The 26601-nt window shown below is 35.5% G+C and carries 27 protein-coding genes; 9 read left to right on the top strand and 18 right to left on the bottom strand.

Going from position 1 to position 26601, the window contains the following annotated elements; translation table 11 throughout:
* Positions 1-52: 52 nt before the first annotated feature.
* From A9G38_RS08035 to A9G38_RS08000, 8 genes are all read right to left on the bottom strand, one after another.
* On the bottom strand, positions 53-952 hold the full coding sequence (locus tag A9G38_RS08035) for a heme biosynthesis HemY N-terminal domain-containing protein (RefSeq protein WP_034910989.1): 900 nt from the start codon (positions 950-952) through the stop codon (positions 53-55).
* A 10-nt stretch (positions 953-962) separates the two neighbouring features.
* Entirely contained in the window at positions 963-2393 is a 1431-nt protein-coding gene (locus A9G38_RS08030) for a uroporphyrinogen-III C-methyltransferase (protein ID WP_051634188.1), read from the bottom strand.
* Between the two features lie 99 nt (positions 2394-2492).
* Positions 2493-3236 (bottom strand): uroporphyrinogen-III synthase, encoded by a 744-nt coding sequence (locus A9G38_RS08025; RefSeq protein ID WP_034910987.1) that lies wholly within the window; start codon positions 3234-3236, stop codon positions 2493-2495.
* Positions 3233-4153: a hydroxymethylbilane synthase gene (gene hemC / locus A9G38_RS08020; protein ID WP_034910984.1), complete on the bottom strand. Its 921-nt coding sequence runs from the start codon at positions 4151-4153 to the stop codon at positions 3233-3235. The genes A9G38_RS08025 and hemC overlap by 4 nt, the downstream gene beginning before the upstream one ends.
* Before the next feature lie 135 nt (positions 4154-4288).
* Entirely contained in the window at positions 4289-5659 is a 1371-nt protein-coding gene (gene purB, locus A9G38_RS08015) for an adenylosuccinate lyase (RefSeq protein WP_034910983.1), read from the bottom strand.
* Positions 5660-5707: 48 nt separating this feature from the next.
* Entirely contained in the window at positions 5708-6355 is a 648-nt protein-coding gene (hflD, locus tag A9G38_RS08010) for a high frequency lysogenization protein HflD (RefSeq protein WP_051634187.1), read from the bottom strand.
* Position 6356: 1 nt separating this feature from the next.
* Positions 6357-7475: a tRNA 2-thiouridine(34) synthase MnmA gene (gene mnmA, locus A9G38_RS08005; protein ID WP_034910982.1), complete on the bottom strand. Its 1119-nt coding sequence runs from the start codon at positions 7473-7475 to the stop codon at positions 6357-6359.
* Positions 7476-7750: 275 nt separating this feature from the next.
* Positions 7751-8440, bottom strand: coding sequence for a LexA family transcriptional regulator (locus tag A9G38_RS08000; RefSeq protein ID WP_051634186.1), 690 nt, complete (start codon positions 8438-8440; stop codon positions 7751-7753).
* Between the two features lie 150 nt (positions 8441-8590).
* On the opposite strand from A9G38_RS08000, the gene A9G38_RS07995 reads away from it, so the two are divergent.
* Positions 8591-8815 carry a helix-turn-helix domain-containing protein gene (locus A9G38_RS07995; RefSeq protein WP_034910980.1) on the top strand — a complete coding sequence of 75 codons (225 nt, stop codon included), beginning with the start codon at positions 8591-8593 and terminating at the stop codon, positions 8813-8815.
* Positions 8816-8888: 73 nt separating this feature from the next.
* On the opposite strand, the gene tpiA is transcribed toward A9G38_RS07995, so the two are convergent.
* A complete protein-coding gene (gene tpiA, locus A9G38_RS07990) occupies positions 8889-9653 on the bottom strand; it encodes a triose-phosphate isomerase (RefSeq protein ID WP_034910978.1) in 765 nt (254 codons plus the stop codon).
* A gap of 100 nt (positions 9654-9753) precedes the next feature.
* On the opposite strand from tpiA, the gene zapB reads away from it, so the two are divergent.
* The 4 genes from zapB to A9G38_RS07970 all read left to right on the top strand — a co-directional run bounded on the left by zapB (position 9754) and on the right by A9G38_RS07970 (position 13232).
* Positions 9754-9999, top strand: a complete 246-nt coding sequence (gene zapB / locus A9G38_RS07985) for a cell division protein ZapB (RefSeq protein WP_034910977.1) — start codon at positions 9754-9756, stop codon at positions 9997-9999.
* Between the two features lie 78 nt (positions 10000-10077).
* On the top strand, positions 10078-11385 hold the full coding sequence (locus A9G38_RS07980) for a DUF2868 domain-containing protein (protein ID WP_034910975.1): 1308 nt from the start codon (positions 10078-10080) through the stop codon (positions 11383-11385).
* Between the two features lies 1 nt (position 11386).
* On the top strand, positions 11387-12745 hold the full coding sequence (locus A9G38_RS07975) for a DUF3482 domain-containing protein (protein WP_034910972.1): 1359 nt from the start codon (positions 11387-11389) through the stop codon (positions 12743-12745).
* Complete coding sequence (locus A9G38_RS07970; protein WP_080702319.1) at positions 12693-13232, top strand: C40 family peptidase; 540 nt, start codon at positions 12693-12695, stop codon at positions 13230-13232. The genes A9G38_RS07975 and A9G38_RS07970 overlap by 53 nt, the downstream gene beginning before the upstream one ends.
* A gap of 110 nt (positions 13233-13342) precedes the next feature.
* Here the strand turns inward: A9G38_RS07970 and A9G38_RS07965 are convergent, their stop codons facing one another.
* The 8 genes from A9G38_RS07965 to rsmE all read right to left on the bottom strand — a co-directional run bounded on the left by A9G38_RS07965 (position 13343) and on the right by rsmE (position 23076).
* On the bottom strand, positions 13343-14530 hold the full coding sequence (locus A9G38_RS07965) for a pyridoxal phosphate-dependent aminotransferase (protein WP_034910967.1): 1188 nt from the start codon (positions 14528-14530) through the stop codon (positions 13343-13345).
* Between the two features lie 264 nt (positions 14531-14794).
* Positions 14795-18334: a pyruvate:ferredoxin (flavodoxin) oxidoreductase gene (gene nifJ, locus A9G38_RS07960; RefSeq protein WP_034910966.1), complete on the bottom strand. Its 3540-nt coding sequence runs from the start codon at positions 18332-18334 to the stop codon at positions 14795-14797.
* A 292-nt stretch (positions 18335-18626) separates the two neighbouring features.
* Positions 18627-19664 carry a phosphoribosylformylglycinamidine cyclo-ligase gene (gene purM, locus A9G38_RS07955; protein ID WP_034910965.1) on the bottom strand — a complete coding sequence of 346 codons (1038 nt, stop codon included), beginning with the start codon at positions 19662-19664 and terminating at the stop codon, positions 18627-18629.
* Between the two features lie 98 nt (positions 19665-19762).
* Complete coding sequence (gene ruvX, locus A9G38_RS07950; protein ID WP_034910963.1) at positions 19763-20173, bottom strand: Holliday junction resolvase RuvX; 411 nt, start codon at positions 20171-20173, stop codon at positions 19763-19765.
* Positions 20174-20176: 3 nt separating this feature from the next.
* Positions 20177-20734 (bottom strand): YqgE/AlgH family protein, encoded by a 558-nt coding sequence (locus A9G38_RS07945; protein ID WP_034910961.1) that lies wholly within the window; start codon positions 20732-20734, stop codon positions 20177-20179.
* A 21-nt stretch (positions 20735-20755) separates the two neighbouring features.
* Positions 20756-21208, bottom strand: coding sequence for a GNAT family N-acetyltransferase (locus tag A9G38_RS07940; RefSeq protein WP_034910958.1), 453 nt, complete (start codon positions 21206-21208; stop codon positions 20756-20758).
* 3 nt (positions 21209-21211) lie between these two features.
* A complete protein-coding gene (gene gshB, locus A9G38_RS07935; protein WP_034910954.1) occupies positions 21212-22168 on the bottom strand; it encodes a glutathione synthase in 957 nt (318 codons plus the stop codon).
* Between the two features lie 182 nt (positions 22169-22350).
* A complete protein-coding gene (gene rsmE / locus A9G38_RS07930; RefSeq protein WP_034910951.1) occupies positions 22351-23076 on the bottom strand; it encodes a 16S rRNA (uracil(1498)-N(3))-methyltransferase in 726 nt (241 codons plus the stop codon).
* A gap of 97 nt (positions 23077-23173) precedes the next feature.
* Between rsmE and folB the strand changes: the two genes are divergently transcribed.
* The 4 genes from folB (at position 23174) to A9G38_RS07910 (ending at position 25277) form a co-directional block, all read left to right on the top strand.
* The gene (gene folB, locus A9G38_RS07925; RefSeq protein ID WP_034910947.1) at positions 23174-23545 is read left to right on the top strand and encodes a dihydroneopterin aldolase; all 372 of its coding nucleotides are present in this window, start codon (positions 23174-23176) and stop codon (positions 23543-23545) included.
* Positions 23523-24578 carry an MBL fold metallo-hydrolase gene (locus tag A9G38_RS07920; protein ID WP_218056514.1) on the top strand — a complete coding sequence of 352 codons (1056 nt, stop codon included), beginning with the start codon at positions 23523-23525 and terminating at the stop codon, positions 24576-24578. Before folB ends, A9G38_RS07920 begins: the two co-directional genes overlap by 23 nt.
* Positions 24579-24640: 62 nt before the next feature.
* Entirely contained in the window at positions 24641-24847 is a 207-nt protein-coding gene (locus A9G38_RS07915) for a hypothetical protein (protein WP_034910945.1), read from the top strand.
* Position 24848: 1 nt separating this feature from the next.
* Positions 24849-25277 carry an EamA family transporter gene (locus A9G38_RS07910; protein ID WP_034910942.1) on the top strand — a complete coding sequence of 143 codons (429 nt, stop codon included), beginning with the start codon at positions 24849-24851 and terminating at the stop codon, positions 25275-25277.
* 30 nt (positions 25278-25307) lie between these two features.
* Here A9G38_RS07910 and moeA read toward each other — a convergent pair whose 3' ends face one another.
* Positions 25308-26534, bottom strand: a complete 1227-nt coding sequence (moeA, locus tag A9G38_RS07905) for a molybdopterin molybdotransferase MoeA (protein ID WP_034910939.1) — start codon at positions 26532-26534, stop codon at positions 25308-25310.
* Between the last annotated feature and the right edge of the window lie 67 nt (positions 26535-26601).

The following is a 26601-nucleotide window of genomic DNA, read 5'->3' as shown; positions in this document are numbered from 1 at the left end:
GTGAGTTCAAACAAAAACAGGGCAATTGCCCTGTTTTTCTTGTTATATTTTTTTATGTTCTTTCTTTTTGTTCAAGTTTACTAATCGATTTTAATATCTTTTCTGCTTCGCTGTCTTGGCCTAGTTGAGTGAGATAATTAGCCATCGCTTTTTGATAGGCCATATTATTTAAAATGGCTCTTGGTTGTTCATTCCACCATTTTACTAGTGTTTGTGCATCACTATTAGTCGATAATTGCTTAATTCGACCAATATAAGCTGCTTGTTTAAACTGATCTAGTTGCGATTCGCTGTACACTTTAGCTTTGTACATTGCAGGTAATAGGTCAATAATCGCTTGATAATCACCCATTTCATAATAAAGTTGATCTGCTAATCTAAGTACTTCAGCATTGCGAGGTTTTTCGTTTAGTAGCTGATCTAATGTGATGCGTGCAGTAGTGTATTCGTGGTTTTTTAGTTGCAGTCTAATTTGTACTAGCTGAAAGGCAAATAACTCATTAGGTTGGCAACTTTTAGCGGCTTGTTCTAGTGACTGATTAGCGGGGATTAATTCATCATTATCAATTTGAGCTTGTGCCGCAAGTAAATACGATAAGGTGGTATTTTTTGCCCCTTTGGCACTTTTGATAAATAGTTTAGCAGCTTGTTTATAATCACCTTCAAGTAATAACATTTGTGCTTGTTCAACACGTTTTATTGATTTTTTGGGCGACTTTAAGCGTAGCCAATTGCCTAATGCTGTTTTAGAATTAAAAATTTTATTCAACAAACAGTAAATTAAATAAAGGCAAAGTAGACCAACTAATTCAAGTATCATAAATGAATTAAATGACATACTGACACGATATTTGGCAAATTCAAATACCGCTGAACCTTGGTGCCCTTGTAATAATGGTCCCAAAAAGAATCCACCCACTAGCACTAAGAAAATAATTAGTATTTTTATCATTATTATTCTCCTATTTTGACAACATTGAGCGAACGCGGGTTTGCATTAATTTTTCAAGTTCGCCAATGCTAGTTAGGCTTTCAGGCACATTTTGATTGCTGATTGATTGATTTTGCAAATTCTCAAGTTCATTAATAAATGCTTTAACGCTTGGAGCATTCCCATCAAAATAAGCATTAACCCAAATTGCGGTTTCACTTAGTGCACGTTGGTAAATAAGTTCTTGATGTCTTGGTACGGCTTGCGCTGCAATCAATAAACGGAAGCGGATGTTTTCACGTAGGTAAAGCGACTGTTCCAAATTCAGTGGTGCTTTTAATATTTGGCATTTGACGATTTGTTTTTCGTCTTGTCCTGCTTGTTCTAAGCAAGCCTTAAAGTTGGTCTCTTTGTCATCAAGTTTTTCTATGGTGATAAATTTATCCATAAAAGTCTTGGTACTGTTTAATAAATTATCAGACCAATCGTTAACCGATGATGATACCTCACTATTATTATCATTAGCTATATTGTTAATGTTTGTTTGTGGTGTGTTTGTAGCATCTTCGGCATATTGTGTCATGCCAAGATCGATATCTTTATAATTACCTACTAAAGGTAATTCGGTAAGCGATTCTGATAAACCGATTAAATTCATAATAATGCCATCGGTATCAGTAAAGCTTACTTGAGCAAGTGAATTAATATCCTTACTAATTGCTTGTCTTGCAGGCAATAGGCTTGGGTCATCAGCTTGGGTTAGGCTTTCGTCGGCACTTTTTAGTAGTAATCGTGCGGATGTGTAGTCTTGGTCACTCCAAATTTTACGTCCAGCTAAATGTACTAAGTAATTGGCTTGTGAAATTAACCAAACATTGTGATCACTTGTTGACATTGCTGCTAAGCGTTCATTGATATTTTGTAAGCTTTGTTCTGTCAACTTTTGTGAATCATTAATTTGAGTTGTTAATTGTTGCTGTAGCTGTTTTTGATCACTCAGTTTACGATCAACACGCTGTTCTAGTGAATTGAATTGCTGATTTTGTTTATTAACTGCGTCGGTAATACTACTTTGTAAATCATTTGTTATACTTTGCTTGGTTGTTTGTTTTAAATTGGCCAGTTCAGTTTGTAATATTGAGATGGTTTTTTTTTGTTTTTTAATTTCCTGTTGACCATAATAAAGCCCCAAACCACCTAAGCAAACGGTTAATGCTATAGCAATTATTGATAGTTTTGAAACGGGTGATTTGCTTGTGTTATTAGTGTTACCGCTAACACTGTTATTAGGTTGGGATTTAGATTCCACTGATGGATTGGATTGAGTGGTTGTTTGATTTTTTTTATCTTCTTTCATAGTGTTATTCGCTTCATTTTGAACCGCTGTTATCGTTATTTGACTAAACGAAGTTGTGTTTATTGTTGAAAGTGTTGCATTGGCACCGTAATATTTTGGTGGCATAAATAACCTCATTTAGATTTCTAGAAATTTATGTTGCATTATGACATAGAGTTAACATTGTTTTAAATAAATTTTAATTATTGTCTTAATAAGCAAGTGTCATAGATTATTTATATTATCGGCTATAGTATAATTTATCATAACAGATTTAAAAATATTTTGATTATTTGCGTTATTGACCAGTAAGATTTTTTGCCAATTAAGTTGTTTCGCTTTTGCAAAAATTCGTTGACTTGTTACCACAAGATTAGCATGCATTTTATGTTCAAGATTAATATATAACTCAAGCTGGATTAAGTGTTCTAAACTAGTGATAATGATGATTTGATTTTCAATATTACTAGATAATATCTTTGGCGGGTAGGTGATTGGTTCACGGCAGTAACACGTTATTGATTTTACCTTGGCTTTTCGATTTGTTAGTGTTTGAGCTAATAATTGCCGGCCTGAATTACCGCATAAAATTAAAACAGTATGATTTTGTACAGATTCTTGTTGTAGTTTTATCAATAATCCTTCACTGTTTTCTTGCTCTGGATAATTGACTTTAGTTGTGGTGAGCTGATTAAATAATTGTGCTGACTTTTTTCCTATTGCGTAATACCGAATATTAGTTGGTAATATTAGATTGCCAATATAGGCTTTAATGATGTGTGTAACTTGTGGTGAAACAACGATCACAATATCGTTAGGTAAAAGTTTATTCAGTTGTTGTTGTAAATTTAGTAGGTCATTGCCTTGTGAAATAGTAAAAAATGGAAGATGTTGTACAGGCAAATTTGCTTGAGCAAATAGTTGGGTAAGGTTTTCACCCTCTGGAGAGGGTCTAGTTACATAAATCATCCGCCATTTAATTCCTTTAATATTGCTTTTGCACCTTGATCTAATAAGCGTTTTGCTAATTCTTGTCCTAACTTTTTGGCTTCAGTTATACTACCTTCTAATGTCCCTTTGATTATTCTAGAACCGTCAATGCGTCCAACAAGGCCTTGTAGTGATAAAATATTGTTATTTAATTGGCTATAACTAGCAATGGGCACTTGGCATCCGCCTTGTAAGGCTTTATTCATTGCTCTTTCTGCTTCAATACAAACTCGGCTATGTTTGTCATCAAGCACTGAAAGAATTTCTAATATTTGCTTATCATCTGATCGAGTTTCAATACCAATAGCACCTTGTCCGACAGCAGGTAAAATTAAGTCAGTATCAATATATTGTTTGATTCTGTCTTCTAATGCTAAACGCTTTAACCCCGCTGAGGCTAAGATGATGGCATCGTATTGCTTATTATCCAGTTTAGCTAAACGAGTGCCGACATTGCCACGAAGATCTTTAATTTGTAAATGGGGATATTTTGCCCGCAATTGACATTGACGTCGTAAACTTGATGTACCAATTATAGCACCATTGGGTAGCTCATCTATATTTGAATATTTATTTGAAATGAAGCTATCACGTACATCATCTCGCTTGCAAATTGTGGCTAGTGTTAATCCTTCAGGAAACTCAGCAGGGATGTCTTTTATTGAATGGACTGCAATATCTGCTTCGTTATTTAATATTGCTTGTTCTAGTTGTTTTACAAAAAGACCTTTACCACCAATTTTTGATAAAGGGCTGTCTAGCAATACATCACCTTTAGTTACCATGGGAATTAATTCCACAGTCAAATTTGGGTGATTAGTTAAAATTTGTTGCTTAACAAAATTTGCTTGCCATAGCGCTAATGGGCTTTTACGAGTTGCAATGCGAATGTTCAATTAATTTCCCTATTTTTGGTTTAGGTGATTTATATTTAATGAGTAATTTCTACACTAGTGTGATTAATATGATCACCTGAAAGTCAATATGGCCTGATAGGGTGTGACTGTATCAGGCTATTTGAATTTAAGTTGTTATTCTAAATTGTCAACAAAGCTAACGGCATAACCAATATAGTTAGCTGGTGTTAACTGTTTTAATCGTGTTTTTTCACTTTCGGGTAGATCTAATGAGTCAATAAATTTTTGCATGCCTTTTGCATCAACTCTTTTGCCTCGAGTTAATTCTTTTAATTTTTCGTAAGGTTTTTCAATACCATAACGACGCATTACTGTTTGAATTGGCTCGGCTAAAACTTCCCAGTTGCGATTAAGTTCTTCAAGTAAGTGGTCTTGGTTGACTTCGAGTTTGTTTAATCCTTTTAGGGTTGATTGATAAGCTATAATGGCATAACCAATACCTACACCTAGATTACGCAACACTGTAGAATCGGTTAAATCACGTTGCCAGCGGGAAATCGGTAATTTGCTACCTAAATGGTTCATAATTGCGTTGGCAATCCCTAAATTGCCTTCTGAATTTTCGAAGTCAATAGGATTAACTTTGTGTGGCATGGTTGAAGATCCAATCTCGCCAGCAATAGTTTTTTGTTTAAAGTGATTTAGTGAAATATATCCCCAAATATCTCGATCAAAGTCTATTATTATGGTATTAAAGCGTGCTACACAATCAAAGAATTCGGCAATATAGTCATGCGGTTCTATTTGGGTGGTATAAGGATTCCATTTTAGTCCTAGCGAGTTAACAAAATTCTCACTAAATTTATGCCAGTTCACTTGCGGATAAGCAACCATATGTGCATTATAATTACCTGTTGCACCATTAATCTTACCTAGTATTTCAACCGATTTTAGTTGTTTTAATTGGCGCTTTAAGCGGTAGGCTACATTAGCAAACTCTTTACCTATGGTTGATGGCGTAGCGGGTTGACCATGTGTTCTTGAAAGTAGCGGTAAATCACGATAAGCGATAGCTTGTGAGGTGATTTTATCAATGAGTTTATTCCAATATGGCACTAAGACAGCTTCTCGAGCTGTTTTTAGCATTAACGCATAAGATAAGTTGTTAATGTCTTCTGATGTGCAGGCAAAATGGATAAACTCATTAATGGCGTGTAATTCTTCATGAGTGCTTACTTTTTCTTTTAGAAAATATTCTACAGCTTTAACATCGTGATTAGTGGTTTTTTCGATTTCTTTAATGCGACTTGCATCTTGCACATTAAATTGGTCTACAATTTGATTAAGATGATTAATAGCTGATTGACTTAATGTTGGAACCTCTAAAATATCTGCTTGTGAAGCTAATTTTTGTAGCCAACAAACCTCGACCTGAACACGGTATTTTAATAAACCATATTCGCTAAAAATGGTACGTAACTCTGTGGTTTTGTCACCATAACGCCCGTCAATTGGCGAAAGGGCAGTGAGTGCAGATAATTCCATCGGTTTTACTCCGTTACAATATTTGAAATATCAGTTATAAAGTGCAAATTAGTTTGCGCAATTAATTTGGTCTAATAGCTCTTGTGCTGCTTTGCAAATGCGTTTACGGCAAAAAAGAAACTGAAAACGATTTCCACCAACTTGATACCATAAAATAGCCGATCGAACACATCCCAAAAGAGCTGTTCTTACTTTTGCTTGTACCAATGTGTTTTGTAAAAATTCGATTTTCCCAACAACTTTTATTTTTGTTGATATTGGGCTGATGATATCAGAATAAATTCCGGCTAATGAATAGGACAGATCATCAATATTAGTACTAATAGTTTCATCATTTATGTCTAGATAAAGCCCTGAAATGCGTTTTAATCGTTGGTCAATTTTATCTAATGCGTCATCATTTTTTAATAATTTGCTAGTAATGCCAATTGTACCAAACAGGTAACGAATAATTTGGACTTGTTCTTTTTGTCCTGATAATAATAATTGTATTATTGTTTGTAATCCTGTTTTGATATTTTTAATACCATCATAAACATCATCCGTTGTTTTTGGCGAGGTTTTAAACAAGCTTTTTATTGCTTGTTCATAAAGTGTAGCATTACAAACGCCTGTGTTAGCAAGTTGTGGCACCAGTATTGCACTTTGTGTCGCACCAGCGAGGGCAATAGCAATATGGTGGTATTTATTATTCACGTTAGTCTTCCTTACTGTTTGTAATTCGTTCTTCTATAATACCACCACCAAGACATACTTCATCTTTATAAAAGACAGCAGACTGACCTGGTGTAACAGCTACAACAGGATTATCAAATATGACTTTAATTTTGTCATCGGTTAATGGTATTACTTGGCAGGCTATGTCTTGTTGACGATAACGTGTTTTTACAGTACAGCTAAATGGTTTTGTTACTACTTTACGATCAACCCAATGAAGTTGTTGAGCAATTAATCCTTCAGAAAGGAGTGCTGGATGATCGTGGCCTTGTGCCACAATCAATTCGTTATTGGTAAGATCTTTGTCAACAACATACCATGGTGTGTCGTCAGCTTGTTTTAAACCACCAATACCAAGCCCTTTGCGTTGCCCTAATGTGTGATACATCAAGCCTTGATGTTGACCAATAATCTCGCCATCAATAGTGCGAATGTTACCTGCTTGAGCGGGTAAATATCGTGCTAAAAAGTCACTAAATTTACGTTCACCAATAAAGCAGATGCCAGTTGAGTCTTTTTTAGCAGCGGTCGCTAAACCAAGCTGTTGTGCAATTTTTCGCACTTCAGGTTTTTCGAGTTCACCAACAGGAAATAAGCTTTGGTTTACTTGTGCTTCGCTAAGGGTGTAAAGAAAGTAGCTTTGATCTTTGTTATTGTCGATCCCTCGTAATAATTCTACTTTATCACCTGTTTGACGTTTACGGACATAATGCCCTGTGGCAATAAAGTCTGCGCCAAGATCTTCGGCCGCATATTCTAAAAACGCTTTAAATTTTATTTCTTTATTACATAAAATATCAGGATTTGGCGTTCGGCCTGCTTTGTATTCCGATAAAAAGTGCTCAAATACGTTGTCCCAATATTCGGCAGCAAAATTGACAGTATGTAATTTTATATTTAATTTGTCACAAACTGCTTGCGCATCGGCTAAGTCAACGGCGGCAGAGCAATATTCTTCTGTGTCGTCTTCTTCCCAATTTTTCATAAATAGCCCAACAACATCATATCCTTGTTGTTGTAATAAATAAGCAGAAACTGAAGAATCAACGCCACCAGACATTCCGACAACGACTTTTTTTCGAGTGTTTATATTTGGCATAATATTATATTAATAGGTAAAACTAATAAAAAATTTAGTGCTAATTCTAGCATAACTAGCGAAAAAAGCATAAAGTTATGCTGACAACGATTGTTAAGTTAATTTATTTTTTATAATAGCTTTACATTGATTTTATACTGAAACACATAGTTACCTGAAACTTTTTGACATTTTTTTACTTTGGTATTCATAGAAAAAAACGAGAGTTAAATACATTAAAACAGCCTTACCGTCGAAGCCGATAAAGCTGTAATTAGCCCAAGCTTAAATGGGTTTTAGTTAAGATCTTTTAGAAGATAAACTACATGCCCAATAATTTTAAATTCTTGCGGTTCATGCTTATCCCCAATAATGGTTGGATACTTAGGATTGTCGCAAAGTAAAGCTAAGTTTGCTCCTTGATTTTGAATGCGTTTTATACTGATTTGATCCTCATATTCAACAGCATACAAATAGCCATCGATCGGTTTGTAATGCGCTTTATCAATAATAAGAATATCATGATTTGATATTGTTGGCTCCATGCTATCACCTTTTGCCCATACGGCGACTAAGTCTTCGTAATTACAGCCTTGATGCTTTATTAAATTAATATCAAATGGGATTGATTCGATTTTTGAGTAAGATTTCACCATATTATTTAAATGGTGGAATGGAATATATACTGAATCTTGAGTATCTGAATCAGATAATAATCGACATTTTCCTTTTCCAGTTACTAACCATTCAATAGGAACATTACATTTTTGGGCTATGATGGCTAATCTATTTAGTGATGGGTAGGTTTTACCTGATAAGTAATCTCTTATTACAGCTTCTGACATGCCAACTTTTTTAGCAAAGGCATTACCTGAAAGACCTTCTAACACTAGGCTTAATCGATTTTTAAAATTAATGACCCCTGTATTAGTTAGGGTTCGTGTTTTTTCTTTTTCGATTTGGTTTTTTATTTTATTTTCGAACATTTTTTCCTCTATTCCATTTTTTTATTGTTTTTATTGTTTTAAATCGTTTTTTTCTGTGTTATTCTGTTCTATATAAATTCATATCTTTTGAACATTGTATTATCGATAATCTTTACAATAGTAAGAATTTAACTAATAGAGGATCTCATAATGAGAGAGCAAGATCAAGACTGGGCACCATCTAGAGTTGTAGGCGAAATTAAAATTAGAGGCGGAAATTTAAGAGCATTGTCTAGAGCTAGTGGTTTGCAGGCTGATACTTTAAGAAACGCATTATATCGTCATTGCCCTAAGTATGAACGAATTATTTCTGATTATTTACAAGTACCTGTCGAAAAAATTTGGCCTACACGTTATCCGACTAAGGCTAAATAATGATATTAATTTAAATGATAAAAAGACGCTAAATTAAGCGTCTTTTTACTTTGTTATTCGACATATTTATGCGTTATTTTTTAGCTTGTTCAGCCGCTTTAACAATTGCCGCAAAAGCATCAGCTTTTAGTGATGCACCACCAACTAATGCGCCATCAATGTCGGGTTGAGTAAATAGTTCAGCAGCATTTTTATCATTAACTGAACCACCATATTGAATGGTTACTTGTTGTGCTACTTTTGCATCTTGTTTAGCAATATGATCACGAATGAATTTGTGAACAGCTTGTGCTTGTGCTGGAGTTGCAGATTTGCCAGTTCCAATAGCCCAGATTGGTTCATAAGCAATAACCGCACCGTTAAATGCTTGAACACCAAGTGCTTTTATTACAGCATCAATTTGGCGTGCGCAAACAGCTTGTGTTTGACCAGCTTCGTTTTCTGCTTCGGTTTCGCCAATACATAATACAGGCACTAAACCAGCTTCTTTAATTACACCAAATTTTTTTGCAATAAATTCATCAGATTCTTTGTGATAAGTTCGGCGTTCAGAATGTCCAATAATAATATGAGTCACGCCAATTTCTTTTAACATGTTAACTGATACTTCGCCAGTAAAAGCACCTGACAAATTAATACCAACATCTTGTGCTCCTAAAATAATATTAGATCCACTTAATTGGTGTTTTACAAAATCAAGGTATACAACAGGTGGTGCAATTGCAATATCACATGCTGTGTCGTTTGATAGCTCACTTTTTAGTCCTGCGACTAAGCTTTTAGCCATATCCAAACTACCGTTTAATTTCCAGTTACCCATAACGAGAGGTTTTCGCATAATTTTCTCCAACTTAAGATTTAAAAAGGTGTTGATTTTAGAATGAATTCGGTATAATGATTAGCATTATACACCAAATAATTTGAGCTTGAGGAAAAATATGTCATTAGAAATACTAAATCAATTAGAAAGTCGAATCCAACATACTATAAATACTATCAATACATTACAACAAGAGATTGCAACCTTAAGAAAAGGCAATCAAGAGTTAGAGCAATTAATTAATGATAGTTCAGATGAAATGAAAGCACTACGTGACGAAAACGAAAAGTTAAAACAAGATCAGCAAGTATGGCAACAACGTATTCAAACTTTATTAAGTAAAATTGGTGAAATTACACAATAATTGATTCGACTTTATGAACGCGACTTATGTCGCGTTTCTTTTATATTTTATTTACTATAATGTTGAAGATTAAGTCTAATGCGACAAAAGCTAAAATCACTTTGGTTGACCGAAACGATCCATTTAATTGAAACAGAATCTGGGCAGTTTGCTGATCAAGATATCAACCGACAAGTAAGAGCCGAACAAATATCGCTTTCAGATCGAATTGTGATGCGTGCAATCATGTTGTCTAAACAAAATGGATTGTATTTGGCGCAAAAAGTACTTTTGCGATCGGTAAAGTTGTCTTTTGTATTATTGCTGTTACTATCTGTTTTTTTAGGTGGTTCATTAGCATTGGGGGCGTTAAGTCAAAACCCTATCAATTTGTATTGGGCGCTTTTTAGTTTATTAGGAGTTCATTTAATTACGCTAACTATTTGGCTTGGTTCGTTTTTCCTCTTTTCCAATTTTGGTGGTAGTTTGTTGATTCATTGTTGGTTATGGTTGGCTAAAAAGCTTTCTCAAAAAAAGACAGTGCAACAACTGATCCCTGCATTTGTTGAACTATTTGGCTCTCGTATTCGTTGGCTTATTGGATTTGTGCTTAACCTGTTTTGGACTGTGATTTTAAGTTGTGCATTATTAGTTTTAGTTGTGCTATTTTCAACTAAGCATTATAGTTTTGAATGGCAAACCACTTTGCTCAGTTCTGATACGATTATTGGTTTAACTCATTATTTAGGCTATTTACCGTCATTACTTGGCTTTGAAATTCCAAAAGACGAAGTTATAAAACTAAGCGAACATGCGTTAAGTGCTGGTGAAATTCGATCATCGTGGGCTGTTTGGCTGTTAGGTGTATTTATTGTTTATGGATTAATGCTGCGGTTTTTGTGTATGGTGTTTTGTGGTGTTAATTGGCTTATTAGTAGTCGTCGAATTCAGCTAAATATCTCTCATCCTGATTATCAAATATTAGCAAGTCGGTTGCAGCCATTATTTGTGAATATTGAAGATGCTGATAAATTAGGTCACAATAGTCACCAGTGGCATTTTTCAACACATTCAATAGAAGCTGCTGAAGGTAATTTTTTGGTTGCCATCGATGTGCAAGAAAGTTGGCATTACCCTGAGTCTGTCTCATTTTTAGGTTTTTTAAATACCCGTGAACAGCGCAGTAATATTTTAGATTATTTGCAATTAACGCCAGCTCAAAAATTATTAATTGCGGTTGATACCGATAGAGCGCCAGATAGGGGAGTATTGAATTTTATTAATCAACTGATCAATAAATCTCAGCAAACTCGTATTTGGTTTATTAATCAAGGTAAACAGTATCATAATTGGCAATCATTATCTTTACAGTTGGCTCAACCTGACTGGCTAAGCGAGGCTCTGTAAAATGCTATCAACATTAAAATTAGCAGTGGTTGGTCATGCCAATGTCGGCAAAACATCTTTACTACGCACCTTAATTCGTAATAGTCATTTTGGAAATGTATCTGATAGCCCTGGCACCACAAGACACGTTGAATCAATAACATTGCCACTTGAGCATAATAAATCAATAATTTTTTATGATACCCCAGGATTAGAAGACAGTTTAGCACTTTATGATTATATTAACCAATTACTTCCTACTAATGCAAAACTTGATGGTGTCGATAAATTAACATTTTTTTTACAAAGCCCAGAGTCTGAAAACGTATTTAATCAAGAAGCTAAAGTCATTAAGCAACTACTAAATAGTGATGCGGCTATCTACGTGATAGATGTACGAGAGCCAGTATTGGCAAAGTATCACGATGAATTAGCTATTTTATCCAATAGTGATAAGCCCATATTAGCTGTTTTAAATTTTACTGCAGACAACAACCAAAATGAAAAGGAATGGAAAAGATTGCTGTCACGCATTGGGATTCATGCTATTATTAGGTTCGATGCTATATTTCCTCCTATGGATGGTGAAGAACGTTTATATCATAGCCTTGCCTTACTGGTTGAACCTGCTAAGGTTATATTAGATAACTGGCTAGATAAAATTGCACAAATTCGTAATTCTCGAAATCAAACCGCTAATCTGATTATTGCCGAAACACTCGTTGATGTTACAGCCTTTTATGAAATGGCTAAAACAGAAGATGTGCAGGCAATTGCTGATATGCAAGATAAAGTTAGAAAGCGAGAACAAATAGCGATCAATGAATTATTAAAATTGTATCAATTTGATTCAAATCAAGAAAGTGAAGAGAATTTACCTTTAATAAAAGGTCGCTATAATGCTGACCTATTTAATATTGATGCTCTAAAAATGATGGGTACTCATTTGACTAAAGGCTTTGTTCAGGGGGCGACAATTGGTGCTAGTATTGATTTAGCGACCGGAGGTATCTCACTTGGCTCAGCAGCGTTAATTGGTGCCGCAGTTGGTAGTTTAATGCAGACTGCAAAACATTATGGTTCTAGAGTTCGGTATCAGCTTTCGGGATATAGAAAGTTAAGTGTTGATGATGTTATTATTTGTTTTCTTTCTTTGCGCTTAATTCGCCTTAAAGAAAGTTTGAATCATCGTAGCCATGCGGACACTAGCCCAGTTAGGTTATCTAAAATAGATAAAACTGAATGGGAAAAAGGCGTGTTGCCTAAAAGCTTAAAATTGGCTAGGCGTTATTCGTATTGGTCAACGTTAAATAAAGGAACAAAAAGAAATGATAAAAAAAGACAATCAACTATTAGGGACGTTGCTCGGCAACTGTACTAACGTGAAAAAACGTTTTTTAATAACTATATTGTTTTTTTCTATTTTCATGTTGTTTGGTTGTAGTACTACCCAACGTCAGGTTTCTATTAAGAAAACTAAACCTAGTCCTAATCTAACCATGTTAGCTAAAATAGAATCTCACTATAAAAAATGGCAAAACACGCCATACCGTTATGGTGGTACGACTTTAGCTGGAAGTGATTGTTCAGGTTTTGTAATGAACTTTTTTAAAAATAAACTTTCAAAAAACTTACCAAGAAGTGCTGCTGAACAAGCTCGGTTGGGTGTTAAGGTAAACACCCCTAAAGCAGGTGACTTAGTATTCTTTAAGACAGGTCGCAGCCGTAGTGGTCTACATGTTGGAATTTATTATGCAGATGGCAAATTTTTACACGCTTCAACATCAAAAGGTGTAATTTATTCAAACTTAAATGATAGTTATTGGAAAAAACATTATTGGATGACGCGTCGTATTATGGGTAGCTAAATTTTTTTCGTCATTATTCTCAATGAATAATTCAATTTTAACGGCTCATAATAAAAATAAAGCTCTTTAAATTAGCTAATATTTAAAGAGCTTTAGAATAAGCAGTTAATTTAAATTTTTCCTTTTTCTTTTAATTCACGCATTACATTTGCAACGTAAAGCATTTCGCTAGGCGAACCAAGCGATATTCGACACCAATTTGTTGCTGGTGCGAAATCTCTACCAATTAATACAAAATTATTTTTCATTAGTTCTCGATAATCTTTCAAATCAATTGGGCTTTTGTGAAACATAAAATTAGTTTGGGATTTTAAATAATGCAAACCTAGTTCAGACAATGCTTTTTCCATAATTTGCCTTGATACATCAACCGCTTTTTTAGAGTATGTTAAAAAGGGTTGATCATCTATTGATGCGAGAGCTGCGCAAACACCACAGTAATTAAGTTTTTCACCAGCAACATATTGAGCTATATTCTTAACATTTTCAACTGAACTGACCACATAACCCACTCGTAACCCTGCCATAGCATGGATTTTTGAGAATGTTTTAAGCAATATAATATTGTCACAACCTTGTGTAATTAATTTATCCACCGATTCAAATGCAGGATCATTAACAAATTCAGCATAGGCTTCGTCAACAATAAAAATAGTATTTTTAGGCTTACTTTTTATCCAAGATTCAATTTCACTTGTTGCAAAAACTGTCGAAGTTGGATTGTTTGGATTAACTAAATAGACAATTGAAAATCCATTATAGTCTTCAGCAGCTTTTTGTATGCCTTTTATATCGATCTGCCAATCTGGCAAACTTGGTACTTTGGTAATTTTTAAATTAAAGATCTTTGCAAAATGTTCTCCATCTCCATAAGTAAGCTCAGGAATGACTAATTGAGTATTTGACTTAACAAATGCAGCAATAGCACTACGAATACCTTCTGAAGATCCTGCAGTTAATAAAATTTGAATATCATCGACTTTATGATATTTAGCTAATCGTTTGTTAAGCAATGGCATTTCGGCTTTGGCATAGCGATTAGCTTTTGGTACAGCCTCAATTGCAGCTTGTTTTGCACGTGGCGACATACCAAGCGCATTTTCATTAAAGTTGAGCCTTACTGGATTATTAATATCAGGTGTTGCTACATTTTCAAGCAGAGGTAGAGAGAATGAAATCGAGTTTTGTGATTCTATTGCATGAGCTTTAGATAATAATTGATTAATAGATAGCCCTGCAATTGCCGCACTGGAAAATGTGATTAATTTTCTTCTACTGACGTTTAAATTGGATATCATGATTCACCTCCCATTTAATTAATTTTTATGTGGTCAACTATTAATCATGCAAAAATAATACCAAGTTTTTAATAATCATTGGATAATTGATTTATATAGTACTCAATAACATAAAGTTAGTGATATTAGCTTGTTATATGAACTATAGTGATCGGAATATGCACAATTCTAGTGCTTTATTGCTCAAATGCGGTAATAAAAAAGGACTGTTATTAATAACAGCCCTTTATAATGGTTTGTAATTACCTGTATAGCTATTGTTAGCTATCTGCTGGGTGTTTCAATATCCGAATAGGTTGCTAGCATCTGTAAGAATTTATATTTAGAATTTGCCATTTTTGTTGAACGTTCATGCAAGGTATTTGCAATTACAGGTTCAAGTGTTTCTAAACGACGGAAACGTTGTTCTTTTAGTAAGATACCAGTTAATGACTCACTAGTTGGTGTTTTGGAATCTAGCACTAATCCTGGTTTGCCTTCTGCCATACGGCGTGGGTCGTAACGATACAAAGGCCAGAATCCTGATTTAACTAGATCTTTCATTTGTTCATGCGATTTAGCCAGATCATAGCCATGTTCCTCACAAGGACTATAAGCAATAACTAAAGATGGTCCATCATAAGCTTCGGCTTCTTGTAATGCTTTAAGTGTTTGATTTAGTTGCGAGCCTAACGCAATTTGTGCTACATATACATGACCGTACATCATTACACTAACACCAAGATCTTTACGTGCTTTATGCTTACCTAAATCAGCAAATTTTGATACAGCGCCCATTGGAGTGGCTTTTGATTGTTGGCCTCCAGTGTTGGAATAACACTGAGTGTCTAATACCAATATATTTACGTTATCAGTTAAGCTCATAACATGATCAAGCCCGCCGAATCCAATATCGTAAGCCCAACCATCGCCACCAATAGCCCAAACTGATTTATCTACCAAATAATTTGCATCTATCATCAACTCTTGTGCTTGCGAAGAATCTAAGTGTGCAAGCTGTTCACGTAATAACTCGACTTGTTGACGTTTTTCCGCTATAGAGGTTTCTGGTGATTTTAAGGCGATGACTATTTCGGGCGAAATATCACCAGCAACATAATCAAGCAAACGTAACGCCCGTTTTTTATGTTGGTTATAAGTAATACGATATCCTAATGCAAACTCTGCATTATCTTCAAATAATGAGTTTGCCCAAGCAGGTCCACGACCATTTCGATCAGTAGTGTAAGGAGATGATGGGAGGTTGCCACCATAAATTGAGGAACAGCCAGTGGCATTGGCAATGGCTAAATGGTCACCATAAAGTTGGGTCAACAATTTGATGTATGGTGTTTCGCCACAACCTGCGCAAGCACCCGAATATTCAAATAACGGTGTAAGTAATTGCGATGTACGCACATCAATGCGTTCAAGCGTGCTAATATCACGATCAGGCAATGCAGTAAAGTACTCAAAGTTAGCTCGTTGAGTCTCAAGATTATCGATACGTGATTGCATGTTAATGGCTTTAATTTCAAAATTATTACGATCACGAGCTGGGCACACTTCGACACATAAATTACAGCCAGTACAATCTTCTGGTGCAACTTGTAAAACATATCGTTGTCCCTTCATATCACGAGCTTTTACTTCAAGTGAGCTTAATGAATCAGGCGCATTGATCATTTCATCAGGATCAACAACCTTAGCTCGAATAGCTGCATGAGGACAAGCAACCGCACAATGATTACATTGGGTACAGAGTTCAGGTTGCCAAATAGGGATCTCTTCAGCAATGTTACGTTTTTCCCACTTAGTTGTACCTATAGGCCAAGTTCCATCGGGTGGAAATGCTGATACAGGCAAGTTATCTCCTAAACCAGCTAACATTGCAGCAGTGACTGTTTTAACAAAATCAGGCGCATTAGCAGGTACAATAGATGGCATTGTTGAACTGCTTTGGTCAACACAGCTAAGTGGTATTTGTTCAAGCGAAGCTATAGCTAAGTCGAGCGCTTTCCAGTTATTTTCAACTAAATCTTGTCCTTTACTGCTGTAACTTTTGGCAATGACTTCTTTTAATTGGGCGATATTAAAATCGTTTTTAAAAATTCCAGCTAGATGAAAAAATGCCGCCTGCATAACGGTATTAATTCTTGCGCCTAAATTACATTCACGAGCTATTTTTGCCGCATTGACAATGTAAAAGTGTGCTCGTTTTTGTATTAATTGTGCTTGCACTTCTTTAGGTAGACGATGCCAAACTTCATCTTTGCTATATGGAGTGTTAAGTAAAAAGATACCATCGTCCTTTAACTTATCAACAATTTGATATTTATCGATAAACTGATCTTGGTGGCAGCCAATAAAGTGTGCGCTGGTAATTAAATAGGGTGAATCAATTGGATCTAAGCTGACTCGTAAGTGTGAAGTCGTCAAACCTCCTGCCTTTTTAGAGTCATATACAAAATATCCTTGCACATAAAAAGGAGAATTATCACCAATAATTTTAATATTATTTTTGGTTGCAGATACCGTGCCATCACTACCAAGCCCATAAAATAACGCTTCAAGAGCAGATTTTTGTGGTATCGATTGGTTAGGTAAAGGTAAAGAAAGCCCTGTTATATCATCATAAATACCAACGGTAAAACGTTGTTTGGGTTTATCTAATCCAAGTTCATTAAAAATAGCAAGTACACACTTAGGATCAAATTCTTTAGATGATAACCCATAGCGTCCACCTATAATAAGAGGCATAGTTGCGCGTTCTTTGCGCGACAGGCTTTCAGCAAATGCGGTCATAATATCTAAATAAAGCGGTTCGGCTTGGGCCCCCGGCTCTTTAGTTCTATCAAGCACAGCAATTTTATCAACAGTACTTGGAATAACTTCGAGCAGATGATTGGCTGAAAATGGGCGGAATAGCCTAACGATCACAACCCCGACTTTTTCGTTTTGTTTAAGTAAAACATCCACTACTTCTTTGGCGGTACTAGCACCAGATCCCATAACTATAATAATATGCTCAGCATCACTAGCACCATAATATTCAAAAGGTTGATACTTTCGGCCTGTTTCTGCTGCAAAAGCATCCATAGCATCAACAACATGTTGATAAACATTATCATAATAAGTATTTATCGCTTCTCGGCACTGGAAGTATGTATCAGGATTAGCTGATGTACCTCTAGTTACTGGTTTATCAGGCGTTAATGCTCGTGAGCGATAGGCTTTAATAGCTTCGTGTGGTAATAAATTACGAATTTGGTCATCACTTATTGGATGGATTTTATTAACTTCATGTGAGGTTCTAAATCCATCAAAAAAATGAACAAAAGGAACAAGGCTATTAAAGCTGGCCATTTGCGAAATTAAAGCAAAATCCTGCGCTTCTTGCACTGAGCTAGAACAAAGCATCGCAAAACCAGTTTGCCTAATTGCCATCACATCAGAATGATCGCCAAAAATTGAAAGAGCATGCGTTGCAATGGTACGTGCTGCAACATGCAAAACAAAAGGAGTCAGTTCGCCGGCTATTTTGTACAGCGATGGGATCATTAAAAGCAAACCCTGTGATGAAGTAAACGAAGTTGCAAGTGCACCTGTCATTAATGAACCATGAACGGTTGCAATTGCACCTGCTTCGGATTGCATTTCAATCACTCTTGGTGTATCACCAAAGACATTTGGTTTATTAAACTCAGCCCAAGTGCTAGCTTGCTCGGCCATGGTTGAGCTTGGTGTGATTGGGTAAATAGCAATGACTTCGTTTGCCCGATAAGCGACGGATGACACCGCACTATTAGCGTCTGATATGATCATTAAAAAACCTTTTATTTTAAAGTATTACGACATTACTTTGTTATAATCATTTTATTTACTATTGTATCAAAAAGTCAGGTTACTTTGAGCTATTTTTATATTAATTTTTGAGTAAAAGCGTTGAATTTTTGGGTTACAGGATAGACGAAAGATGATGATTGAAAAAACAGAGCAATGGTATCTAGTTAGTTATGCTATTGGTGATTTTTTGAATCAATAAACTTTGTAGTAGGCTAAAAAAGATATTATCCAACTTATCTAAAGTTGCATAATATCTAAAATAGAATACTTGCTACTTAATAATAACACGATCATTTGACGTTGAATTTTTAATTTCACCTAATAGCCAAGCCTTTTCACCATGATTATTTAGTAAAGTAATTGCTTTATCGGCTAACTGTTTTGGTAAAGCAATAATTAAGCCAACACCACAGTTAAAAGTTCGATACATTTCGTGAAGGCTAACATTTCCCGATTGTTGTAACCAATTAAATATTGCTGGCCATTGCCAACTAGCTTCATTAATGACTGCTTGAGTATTTTCAGGCAAAACACGAGGAATATTTTCCCAGAATCCACCGCCAGTTATATGGGCAATGGCGTGCACATCAACTTGAGTAATAAGGTCAAGAACGGACTTAACGTAGATCTTAGTTGGTGCAAGTAGGTGATCGGCAAGAGTTTTGCCATCTAACTGTTCAGTGGCAGGATTTACACCGCTGACTTCAATTATTTTACGCACTAATGAATAGCCATTAGAATGAGCACCGCTTGATGCTAATGCAATTAATGCATCGCCATCTTGTACTTTACTACCGTCAATCATAGCCGACTTTTCAACAACACCAACGCAAAATCCTGCTAAATCATAGTCATTACCATGATACATACCCGGCATTTCGGCTGTTTCACCGCCAACTAAAGCACAACCCGATTGTTTACAACCCTCAGCAATACCAGTTACCACAGTGGCTGCAACATCAACATTAAGTTTGCCGGTAGCATAATAATCAAGGAAGAATAAAGGTTCAGCACCTTGTACAATCAGATCGTTAACACACATTGCTACTAAATCGATGCCGATTGATTCGTGGCGATTTAAATCCATGGCTAGACGTAATTTAGTTCCGACACCATCGGTACCAGATACTAAAATAGGTTCTTTATATTTTTGTGGAATAGCACACAGTGCGCCAAAGCCACCCAGTCCACCCATAACCTCAGGTCGTTTGGTTTCTTTAACAACAGATTTAATACGATTAACAAGTTCATTGCCAGCATCAATATCGACACCAGCATCTTTATAACTAAGAGAATTGTTGTTTGACACGGTAAGTAGTCCTTACAATAAAAAGTTGTTACTATTTTAGCAAGGATGAAATTTAATGGCGATTAATTATTTACAAAATAACCAATTAAATAAAATTACTAATTATTTTCAAACCAACTTTCTAAAATAATGATTGCCGATGTAGCATCTACATGACCTTTTTTCAGTGCACGAAAACCACGAGATGCAAATATATGAGATTTAGCTTCAACAGTTGATAAGCGCTCATCTTGTAGATGGACTTGATAGCCAAACATACCGTGTAATCGGTTAGCAAATTTGCGTGCTCTAGCCGTAAGAGGTTGTTCTGTACCATCCATATTTAAGGGTAACCCAACTATTAAAAAGTCGGGTTTCCACTCATTTAAGACCTTTTCGATAGTTTGCCAGTTAGGAATACCATCGCGGGCTTTAAACGAGCATAAAGGATTGGCTGTTTTAGTTATATCTTGTCCAATAGCCGCTCCAATACTGGCAGTGCCAAAATCAAATGCGATAATGGTTGCCATGGGTCATGCATTTCCCATTTGGTGTGAAATAGTATTCATATTGATTCCAAGTGATTGAGCGGCTTTTTGCCAACGTTCATCAATGGCAACTTCATAAATAATTTGAGGATCGGCATCAACCACTAACCAATCATTACGAGCAATTTCATTTTCGAGTTGTAGAGACTGCCAGCTTGAATAACCTAAAGCCAAAAAGATATTTTGGGGCTGTTCAGGAGAGCCGATTGATTTAAGTGCATCAAGCGAAGTACTAATCATCACATCATCTGAAATCTGAATACTAGAAGCAAACCCATCTAAAGGTGTGTGTAAAATAAAACCCTGTTCATCAGCAATGGGGCCACCACAAAATACAGGTTGTTCTAGTTCTGCGCAACTTGTAGGTGATGTAATTTCTAAACGTGCAAGAACGGTTGCCACATTAAGTTCAATAATTGGTTTATTAATCATAATCCCCATAGCGCCATCACGATTATGTTCACAAATATAAATAACTGAATGACTAAACATAGAATCATCAAGTGTTGGCATTGCGATAATAAAATGGTTTTTTAAATTCATAGTTTTACATTCAAGTTAATTTTATAATGCACATTTGCCAATTTTAACGTTGTGTTCAACATTACAGTGCATTAATAATTCTGGTTCATTTGTTTCTTCATTGATCGATTCTGAAACAATTTCAAAATTTTGAGAAAGATAAAAGTTGATCGCATTAGTATTTTTTTTATAAACATGTACCAACAGTTCGTTATGGCGTTGTTTTGCTTTTTCAACAAGAGCTTTACCTGTTCCTTGCCGGCGAAAAGCTTCATCTACAAATAGACCTGAAATATAATTTTCAGTTATACCGATAAACCCTTTAACTCCATCAAGGTCTTGAACGTATAAAGTAGACATTGGAATTAACATTTTTACTAAATCACAATTTTGTTTAAAAAACTCAGGATTGATAAAGCTATGAGCTTGCAAATTACCTTGCAACCATATCGTCATTACACTGTTTAAATCTGTGGGTTTATATTCTCTAATCATTGTTTAACTCTTTTTATTTAATCGATGTTCTATTGCGTCCATTAACATACCGGTAATTGAAAGGCCTGGGTTAGCTGCTTCAATTTCACGAACACAGGTTGGGCTGGTAACGTTAATTTCGGTTAACTTATCACCAATGATATCAAGTCCTACAAATAGTAGGCCTTTTTCTTTTAAAACTGGGGCGATGCTTTTAGCTATATGCCAATCGCTTTCGCTTAAGGCTCTAACTTCGCCATGTCCTCCAGCAGCAAGGTTGCCACGAGTTTCACCTTTTTGAGGGATTCGTGCTAAACAATAAGGTACAGGTTCACCATCAACCACTAATACACGTTTATCACCGTCTTTAATCGCAGGAATAAAGTTTTGAGCCATGCAATAACGTGTGTTATGTTCGGTTAACGTTTCAATAATCACTGAAACATTGGGATCGTCTTGTTTGATTCGAAAAATGGATGATCCCCCCATGCCATCAAGTGGTTTTAAAATGATATCATGGTGTTGTTCGTGAAAAGCTTTGATATGCTGTGTTTGACGTGTAACCAAGGTTTTTGGTGTAAACTCGGCAAACCAAGCGGTAAAAAGCTTTTCGTTACAATCGCGTAGACTTTGTGGTTTATTTACGACTAACACACCGTTAGCTTCGGCACGCTCTAGAATGTATGTAGCATAGATATATTCAGTATCAAAAGGTGGATCTTTACGCATTAAAATTGTGTCAAGGTCACTTAGTGGAATTGTCTGTTCTTGCCCAAATTCAAACCAATGATCTTTATCGTTATAAACTGTTAAAGAGCGAGTTGTGGCATAAGCTTCGCCAGTATCTAGAAAAAGGTCATTCATTTCAATATAAAAAAGTTCATAACCCCTTTTTTGCGCCTCAAGTAACATGGCAAAACTGGTATCTTTTTTTATTTTGATGTGACTAATTGGATCCATTACAATGCCCAGCTTTATCATGATGACTCCTTACCTATTTTGTCTTTATAAAATTGTTTTATACTGAAACATGGGTATTCCTGAAACTTTTTAACAGGTTTTTAATCATAATACCCAAATTAAAATTTAATATTTGTTGTTATCATACTCGTTACAAGTTCAGTTGCAAAGCAATCATTACTTATCATTTGTATAAGATATATTTATCCAAGATCGCCTAAATGTACTTGTAAGGCGGTGAGAGCCGTTAATGCTGCAGTTTCTGTTCGCAACACTCTAGGGCCGAGTAAAATGTCTGAAAAATGATAGTTATGTGTCATGCTAATTTCATTATCAGATAAACCACCTTCAGGTCCAATTAGTAAGTGAATTTGTTTATGCGTATTAGTCAACTGTTTAATACCATATTCAGCTTTGGGGTGTAGATTGAGTTTTAAGCCTTCGGTTAAACTAGCACACCAACTTTCTAACTTCATTACTGGATGAATAACTGGGATCACGTTTCGACCGCATTGTTCACAAGCAGAAATAACAATTTTTTGCCATTGCTGGATTTTCTTTTCGAGCCTTTCTTCATGAAGTTTGACGCCACAACGTTCAGAAAGGAGTGGGGTAATACTCGCTACGCCTAATTCGACTGATTTTTGAATTGTAAACTCCATTTTTTCACCGCGTGAAATCACTTGCCCTAAGTGAATATCTAATGGTGATTCACGATTATCTAAAATGGGCAAAGAGGTTTTTACTGTAACTGTTTTTTTATTGATTTCATATATAACTGCAGGAGTAATATGGTTTGAACCATCAAATAAAATAATATTTTCACCTACTTTCATGCGTAACACGCGAATAAGATGGTTAAATGCATTATCATCTAGGGTAACAAGACTATTTGGCTCAATGGTAAATGGTTGAAAAATTCGAGTCATAATTTTGTATATCTTATATTATTTGCAATAAATTATAGCGTAATTTAACAAGATTCGGTAATCTCTATTTAATGTAACTTATGTTTTGGAATCAGGTATGAATACATATAGCAAAGATAGGGTATTAATCGAAGGATTAACTGTTTTAACCACCATCGGCGTATATGAGTGGGAAAAGACCATCAAACAAAAATTAATTATTGATCTTGAAATGGCGTGGGATAATAAACCTGCTGGAGAAAGTGATAACGTATCACTTTGCTTAGATTATTTTGTGGTTAGTCAAACTATAACACAATTGGTTGAATGTTCGAATTTTGAATTGATTGAATGTGTTGCTGAGCGTATTGCTGAGCGTATTATTCAACAATTTTCGGTTAATTGGCTTAAAGTTAAAGTATCCAAACCGAATGCAATAGCTAATGCTCGAAATGTTGCTGTAATAATTGAACGTACGGCAAATAAATAAACTAACTAGTGGTAAAGATACTGTAACAATGATAGATAATAAAAAGCAAGATTTAATTACTAACAAAAAACATCATACAGCTAAAGGGTTTAGGCACGACGAATCTTTTAAAATAAAAATAAGTGAGTTTTTGCGTTGGCGTTTTGAACGTAAAGTTTTACCTCCTAAAGAGGGTTATCACAACTTTAATCAGACGTGGTTTGAGCAAATAAATCTTGACTTGCCCGATGATAGAGTTTGGTGGATTGGTCACTCAACAACATTGATTCGTTTGGGCGGTAAAATGATTTTGACAGATCCTATCTTTTCTAAACGAGCTTCGCCATTACAATTGATCGGACCGAAACGTCGCACACCTCCAGCTTTAGAAATCGAACAACTACCGCAGATTGATTTTATTGTAATTTCACATAACCATTATGATCATCTTGATTATCATAGCATTCGGAAATTAATTGTGCGTTTTCCTAATATTGCAATAATGGCTCCTCTTGGTTTAAAAAAAGCATTATTAAAATTGGGAGCAAAACAGATTACTGAATTAGATTGGTGGGATAGCGTAACTGTTGATGGGCTTACTTTTTCGGCAACATCGGCTATACACTGGAGCAATCGTGGATTATTTGATGTAAATAAAGCATTATGGTGTGGTTGGGTGATTCAATCTAATATTGATAATCAAGATCAATCAAAGACAGTCTATTTTATGGGGGATACATGCTACTCTGCTGAATTAAAAGAGATCGCTAAGCGATTTCCTTCAATTGATTTGGCATTAATTCCAATTGGGGCTTATGCACCACGTTGGTATATGCAATCACAGCATATCGATCCCAAACAAGCTGTGCAGTTATATGACGAACTCAATTGTCATTGCGCAATAGCCATTCATTGGGGGGCATTTGAATTAGCTGATGAACCATTAGATGAACCACCTCAATTATTAATTGAACACAAAGCCGAGCGCGCTTTTCATCTATTAAAAATAGGTGGTAATTTAGCTATTAAACGTATCAATTATGAATTAAAATAACTTCAATAGAAACAAATGTAATACCTATAATTATTTAATGTATTTGCCAAAAGGAGAAAGAAATGAAAGTAGCAGTTATTGGGCTATCTTGTTTAATTTTTAGTCTAGCATTAGTTGGATGTGGAGGGAAAAACGACGAAGGCAAAACTTATCATTGGTCAAAAGCACACGGTGTGTTAGAAGATTGTCGTGGTGTAATGAATAAATCGCAACAATGTAATACTAATTCCAATAATCAACAATATCTATTTAAAGTCGATAAATACTAATATGAGTGCATGGCTTATTTACGCATTACTTTCTGCTATTACTGCGGCAAGTGTAGCTATTTTAGGGAAAATAGGTTTACAGCATCTTGATGCTAACACCGCAACTGCAATTCGTGCCGTTGTAATGGCCATTTTTTTAGTCGGTGTGGTTGTTGTTCAAGGTAAATTAAATCTTATCAACACTTTTTTTAATGATAAAAAGGCATTACTTATTATTGCGCTAAGCGGTATTGCAGGTGCGTTATCTTGGCTATTTTACTTTATGGCGATCAAAGAAGGCAAGGTGTCGCAAGTTGCGCCAATTGACAAATTAAGCGTAGTTTTTGCTGTTGTGTTTGCCGTTGTTTTATTTGGTGAAAAGATCTCGTTGTTAGCAGGGATTGGCGTTGCCATGATTGCGGCAGGGGCGATATTGGTTGCACTATTTTGATATTAAATAGTGCATTAACCTGAACCTAGGCTACTTTAATAGCGCATTGAATAGCTCAACAGTAACAAGTTCACCTTTAGCTACATTGCCTCGTTCTTGTTCAAGCACAATAAAACAGTTTGCTTGATTAAATGACTGAGTAATATGCGAACCTTGCGCTCCAGTTATACTTACTTCTAATTCGCCCTGTGCATTGATTTGCAGCATACCACGTTGAAAGTCTAACCTACCGACAGTCTTTTTAAGATTTGTTGCTGTTTTAACTTTAAAGCTAAAATCCATGGATGAATATTCAAGCCCTGAAAGCGCCAAAATCAAAGGTTGCACTAATTGGTAAAATGTCACCAAGGTCGAAACGGGATTACCAGGTAAACCACAAAATAGTGCATTGCCAATTTTGCCAAAGGCAAAAGGCTTTCCTGGTTTCATTGCAATCTTCCAAAAATTGATTTGTCCTAATGTTTCAAGTGCAGTTTTGGTATAATCAGCGTCACCGACGGATACGCCTCCACTTGTTATCACCAAGTCAGCTTGACTTGATGCAGTTATTAACGCTTTTTTGATTTCGGTAAGATCATCAGCAATAATACCGAGATCAATAACCTCACAGTTAAGTTTGGTTAATAATAATTTTAGTGTGAAGCGGTTGCTGTCATAAATAGCGCCATTGCCAGATAATGGCTGACCAATGGGGGTTAATTCATCACCCGTTGATAAGATGGCTACCTTTAATTTTTTAAAGACAACAAGATCACTAATGCCTAATGTTGCAAGTGTCGATAGTGTTGGTATCGTTAATTTAGTCCCTTTTTTGACTGTGATCGCACCTTTTTTAACATCTTCACCTATACGACGAATATTATCGCCAGCTTTTACGTTACTTAAAAAGGTAATCCCTAGATCAGATTTTTCGGTCTGCTCCTGCATAACAACCGCATCGGCATCATTTGGCACTGGAGCTCCTGTCATAATGCGTAAACAAGTGCCTTGTGGCCAATGAAGATTGTTTATATCATCACCTGCAAAAATAGCACCAGCCAGTGGCAACAATTTTGATTGTTTAAAATCTGCTAACCGAACCGCATAACCATCCATAGCTGAATTATCAAAACTAGGTACATTAATAGGGGAAATTACAGGTTCAGCGGTAATCCTTTCTAATGCATCAAATAACGTAACTTTCTCACTATGCAAAGATTTTATGGTTGAGGCGCTTTGAAGTAGTTGTTGCTTGGCTTGTTGAAAAGTGAGTAACATAAAAGTGGGCTGTCCTTATATTTACCAATCTATTATTGGTTCAGTTGACAAAAAGTTTCAGGTAACA

This window comes from Gilliamella sp. Imp1-1 (assembly GCF_001690415.1).
GTDB lineage: Bacteria > Pseudomonadota > Gammaproteobacteria > Enterobacterales > Orbaceae > Gilliamella > Gilliamella bombi.
The sequence above is the reverse complement of the archived record's forward strand: the minus strand, read 5'-3'. Positions and strand labels throughout refer to the sequence as shown.

Bases quoted from the DNA above. Each gene is read 5' to 3' on its own strand.
- A9G38_RS07940 (WP_034910958.1), bottom strand. From the start codon at position 21,208: ATGATTAGAGAATATAAACCCACAGATTTAAACAGTGTAATGACGATA.
- A9G38_RS08000 (WP_051634186.1), bottom strand. From the start codon at position 8,440: ATGTTCGAAAATAAAATAAAAAACCAAATCGAAAAAGAAAAAACACGA.
- rsmE (WP_034910951.1), bottom strand. From the start codon at position 23,076: ATGACTCGAATTTTTCAACCATTTACCATTGAGCCAAATAGTCTTGTT.
- A9G38_RS08035 (WP_034910989.1), bottom strand. From the start codon at position 952: ATGATAAAAATACTAATTATTTTCTTAGTGCTAGTGGGTGGATTCTTT.
- A9G38_RS07995 (WP_034910980.1), top strand. From the start codon at position 8,591: ATGAGAGAGCAAGATCAAGACTGGGCACCATCTAGAGTTGTAGGCGAA.
- ruvX (WP_034910963.1), bottom strand. From the start codon at position 20,173: ATGGCAACCATTATCGCATTTGATTTTGGCACTGCCAGTATTGGAGCG.
- zapB (WP_034910977.1), top strand. From the start codon at position 9,754: ATGTCATTAGAAATACTAAATCAATTAGAAAGTCGAATCCAACATACT.
- moeA (WP_034910939.1), bottom strand. From the start codon at position 26,534: ATGTTACTCACTTTTCAACAAGCCAAGCAACAACTACTTCAAAGCGCC.
- A9G38_RS08030 (WP_051634188.1), bottom strand. From the start codon at position 2,393: ATGCCACCAAAATATTACGGTGCCAATGCAACACTTTCAACAATAAAC.
- A9G38_RS07970 (WP_080702319.1), top strand. From the start codon at position 12,693: ATGATAAAAAAAGACAATCAACTATTAGGGACGTTGCTCGGCAACTGT.
- gshB (WP_034910954.1), bottom strand. From the start codon at position 22,168: ATGATAAAGCTGGGCATTGTAATGGATCCAATTAGTCACATCAAAATA.
- tpiA (WP_034910978.1), bottom strand. From the start codon at position 9,653: ATGCGAAAACCTCTCGTTATGGGTAACTGGAAATTAAACGGTAGTTTG.
- folB (WP_034910947.1), top strand. From the start codon at position 23,174: ATGAATACATATAGCAAAGATAGGGTATTAATCGAAGGATTAACTGTT.
- A9G38_RS07965 (WP_034910967.1), bottom strand. From the start codon at position 14,530: ATGATATCCAATTTAAACGTCAGTAGAAGAAAATTAATCACATTTTCC.
- mnmA (WP_034910982.1), bottom strand. From the start codon at position 7,475: ATGCCAAATATAAACACTCGAAAAAAAGTCGTTGTCGGAATGTCTGGT.
- A9G38_RS07910 (WP_034910942.1), top strand. From the start codon at position 24,849: ATGAGTGCATGGCTTATTTACGCATTACTTTCTGCTATTACTGCGGCA.
- A9G38_RS07975 (WP_034910972.1), top strand. From the start codon at position 11,387: ATGCTATCAACATTAAAATTAGCAGTGGTTGGTCATGCCAATGTCGGC.
- nifJ (WP_034910966.1), bottom strand. From the start codon at position 18,334: ATGATCATATCAGACGCTAATAGTGCGGTGTCATCCGTCGCTTATCGG.
- A9G38_RS07980 (WP_034910975.1), top strand. From the start codon at position 10,078: ATGCGACAAAAGCTAAAATCACTTTGGTTGACCGAAACGATCCATTTA.
- purB (WP_034910983.1), bottom strand. From the start codon at position 5,659: ATGGAATTATCTGCACTCACTGCCCTTTCGCCAATTGACGGGCGTTAT.
- A9G38_RS07915 (WP_034910945.1), top strand. From the start codon at position 24,641: ATGAAAGTAGCAGTTATTGGGCTATCTTGTTTAATTTTTAGTCTAGCA.
- A9G38_RS08025 (WP_034910987.1), bottom strand. From the start codon at position 3,236: ATGATTTATGTAACTAGACCCTCTCCAGAGGGTGAAAACCTTACCCAA.
- A9G38_RS07945 (WP_034910961.1), bottom strand. From the start codon at position 20,734: ATGAATTTAAAAAACCATTTTATTATCGCAATGCCAACACTTGATGAT.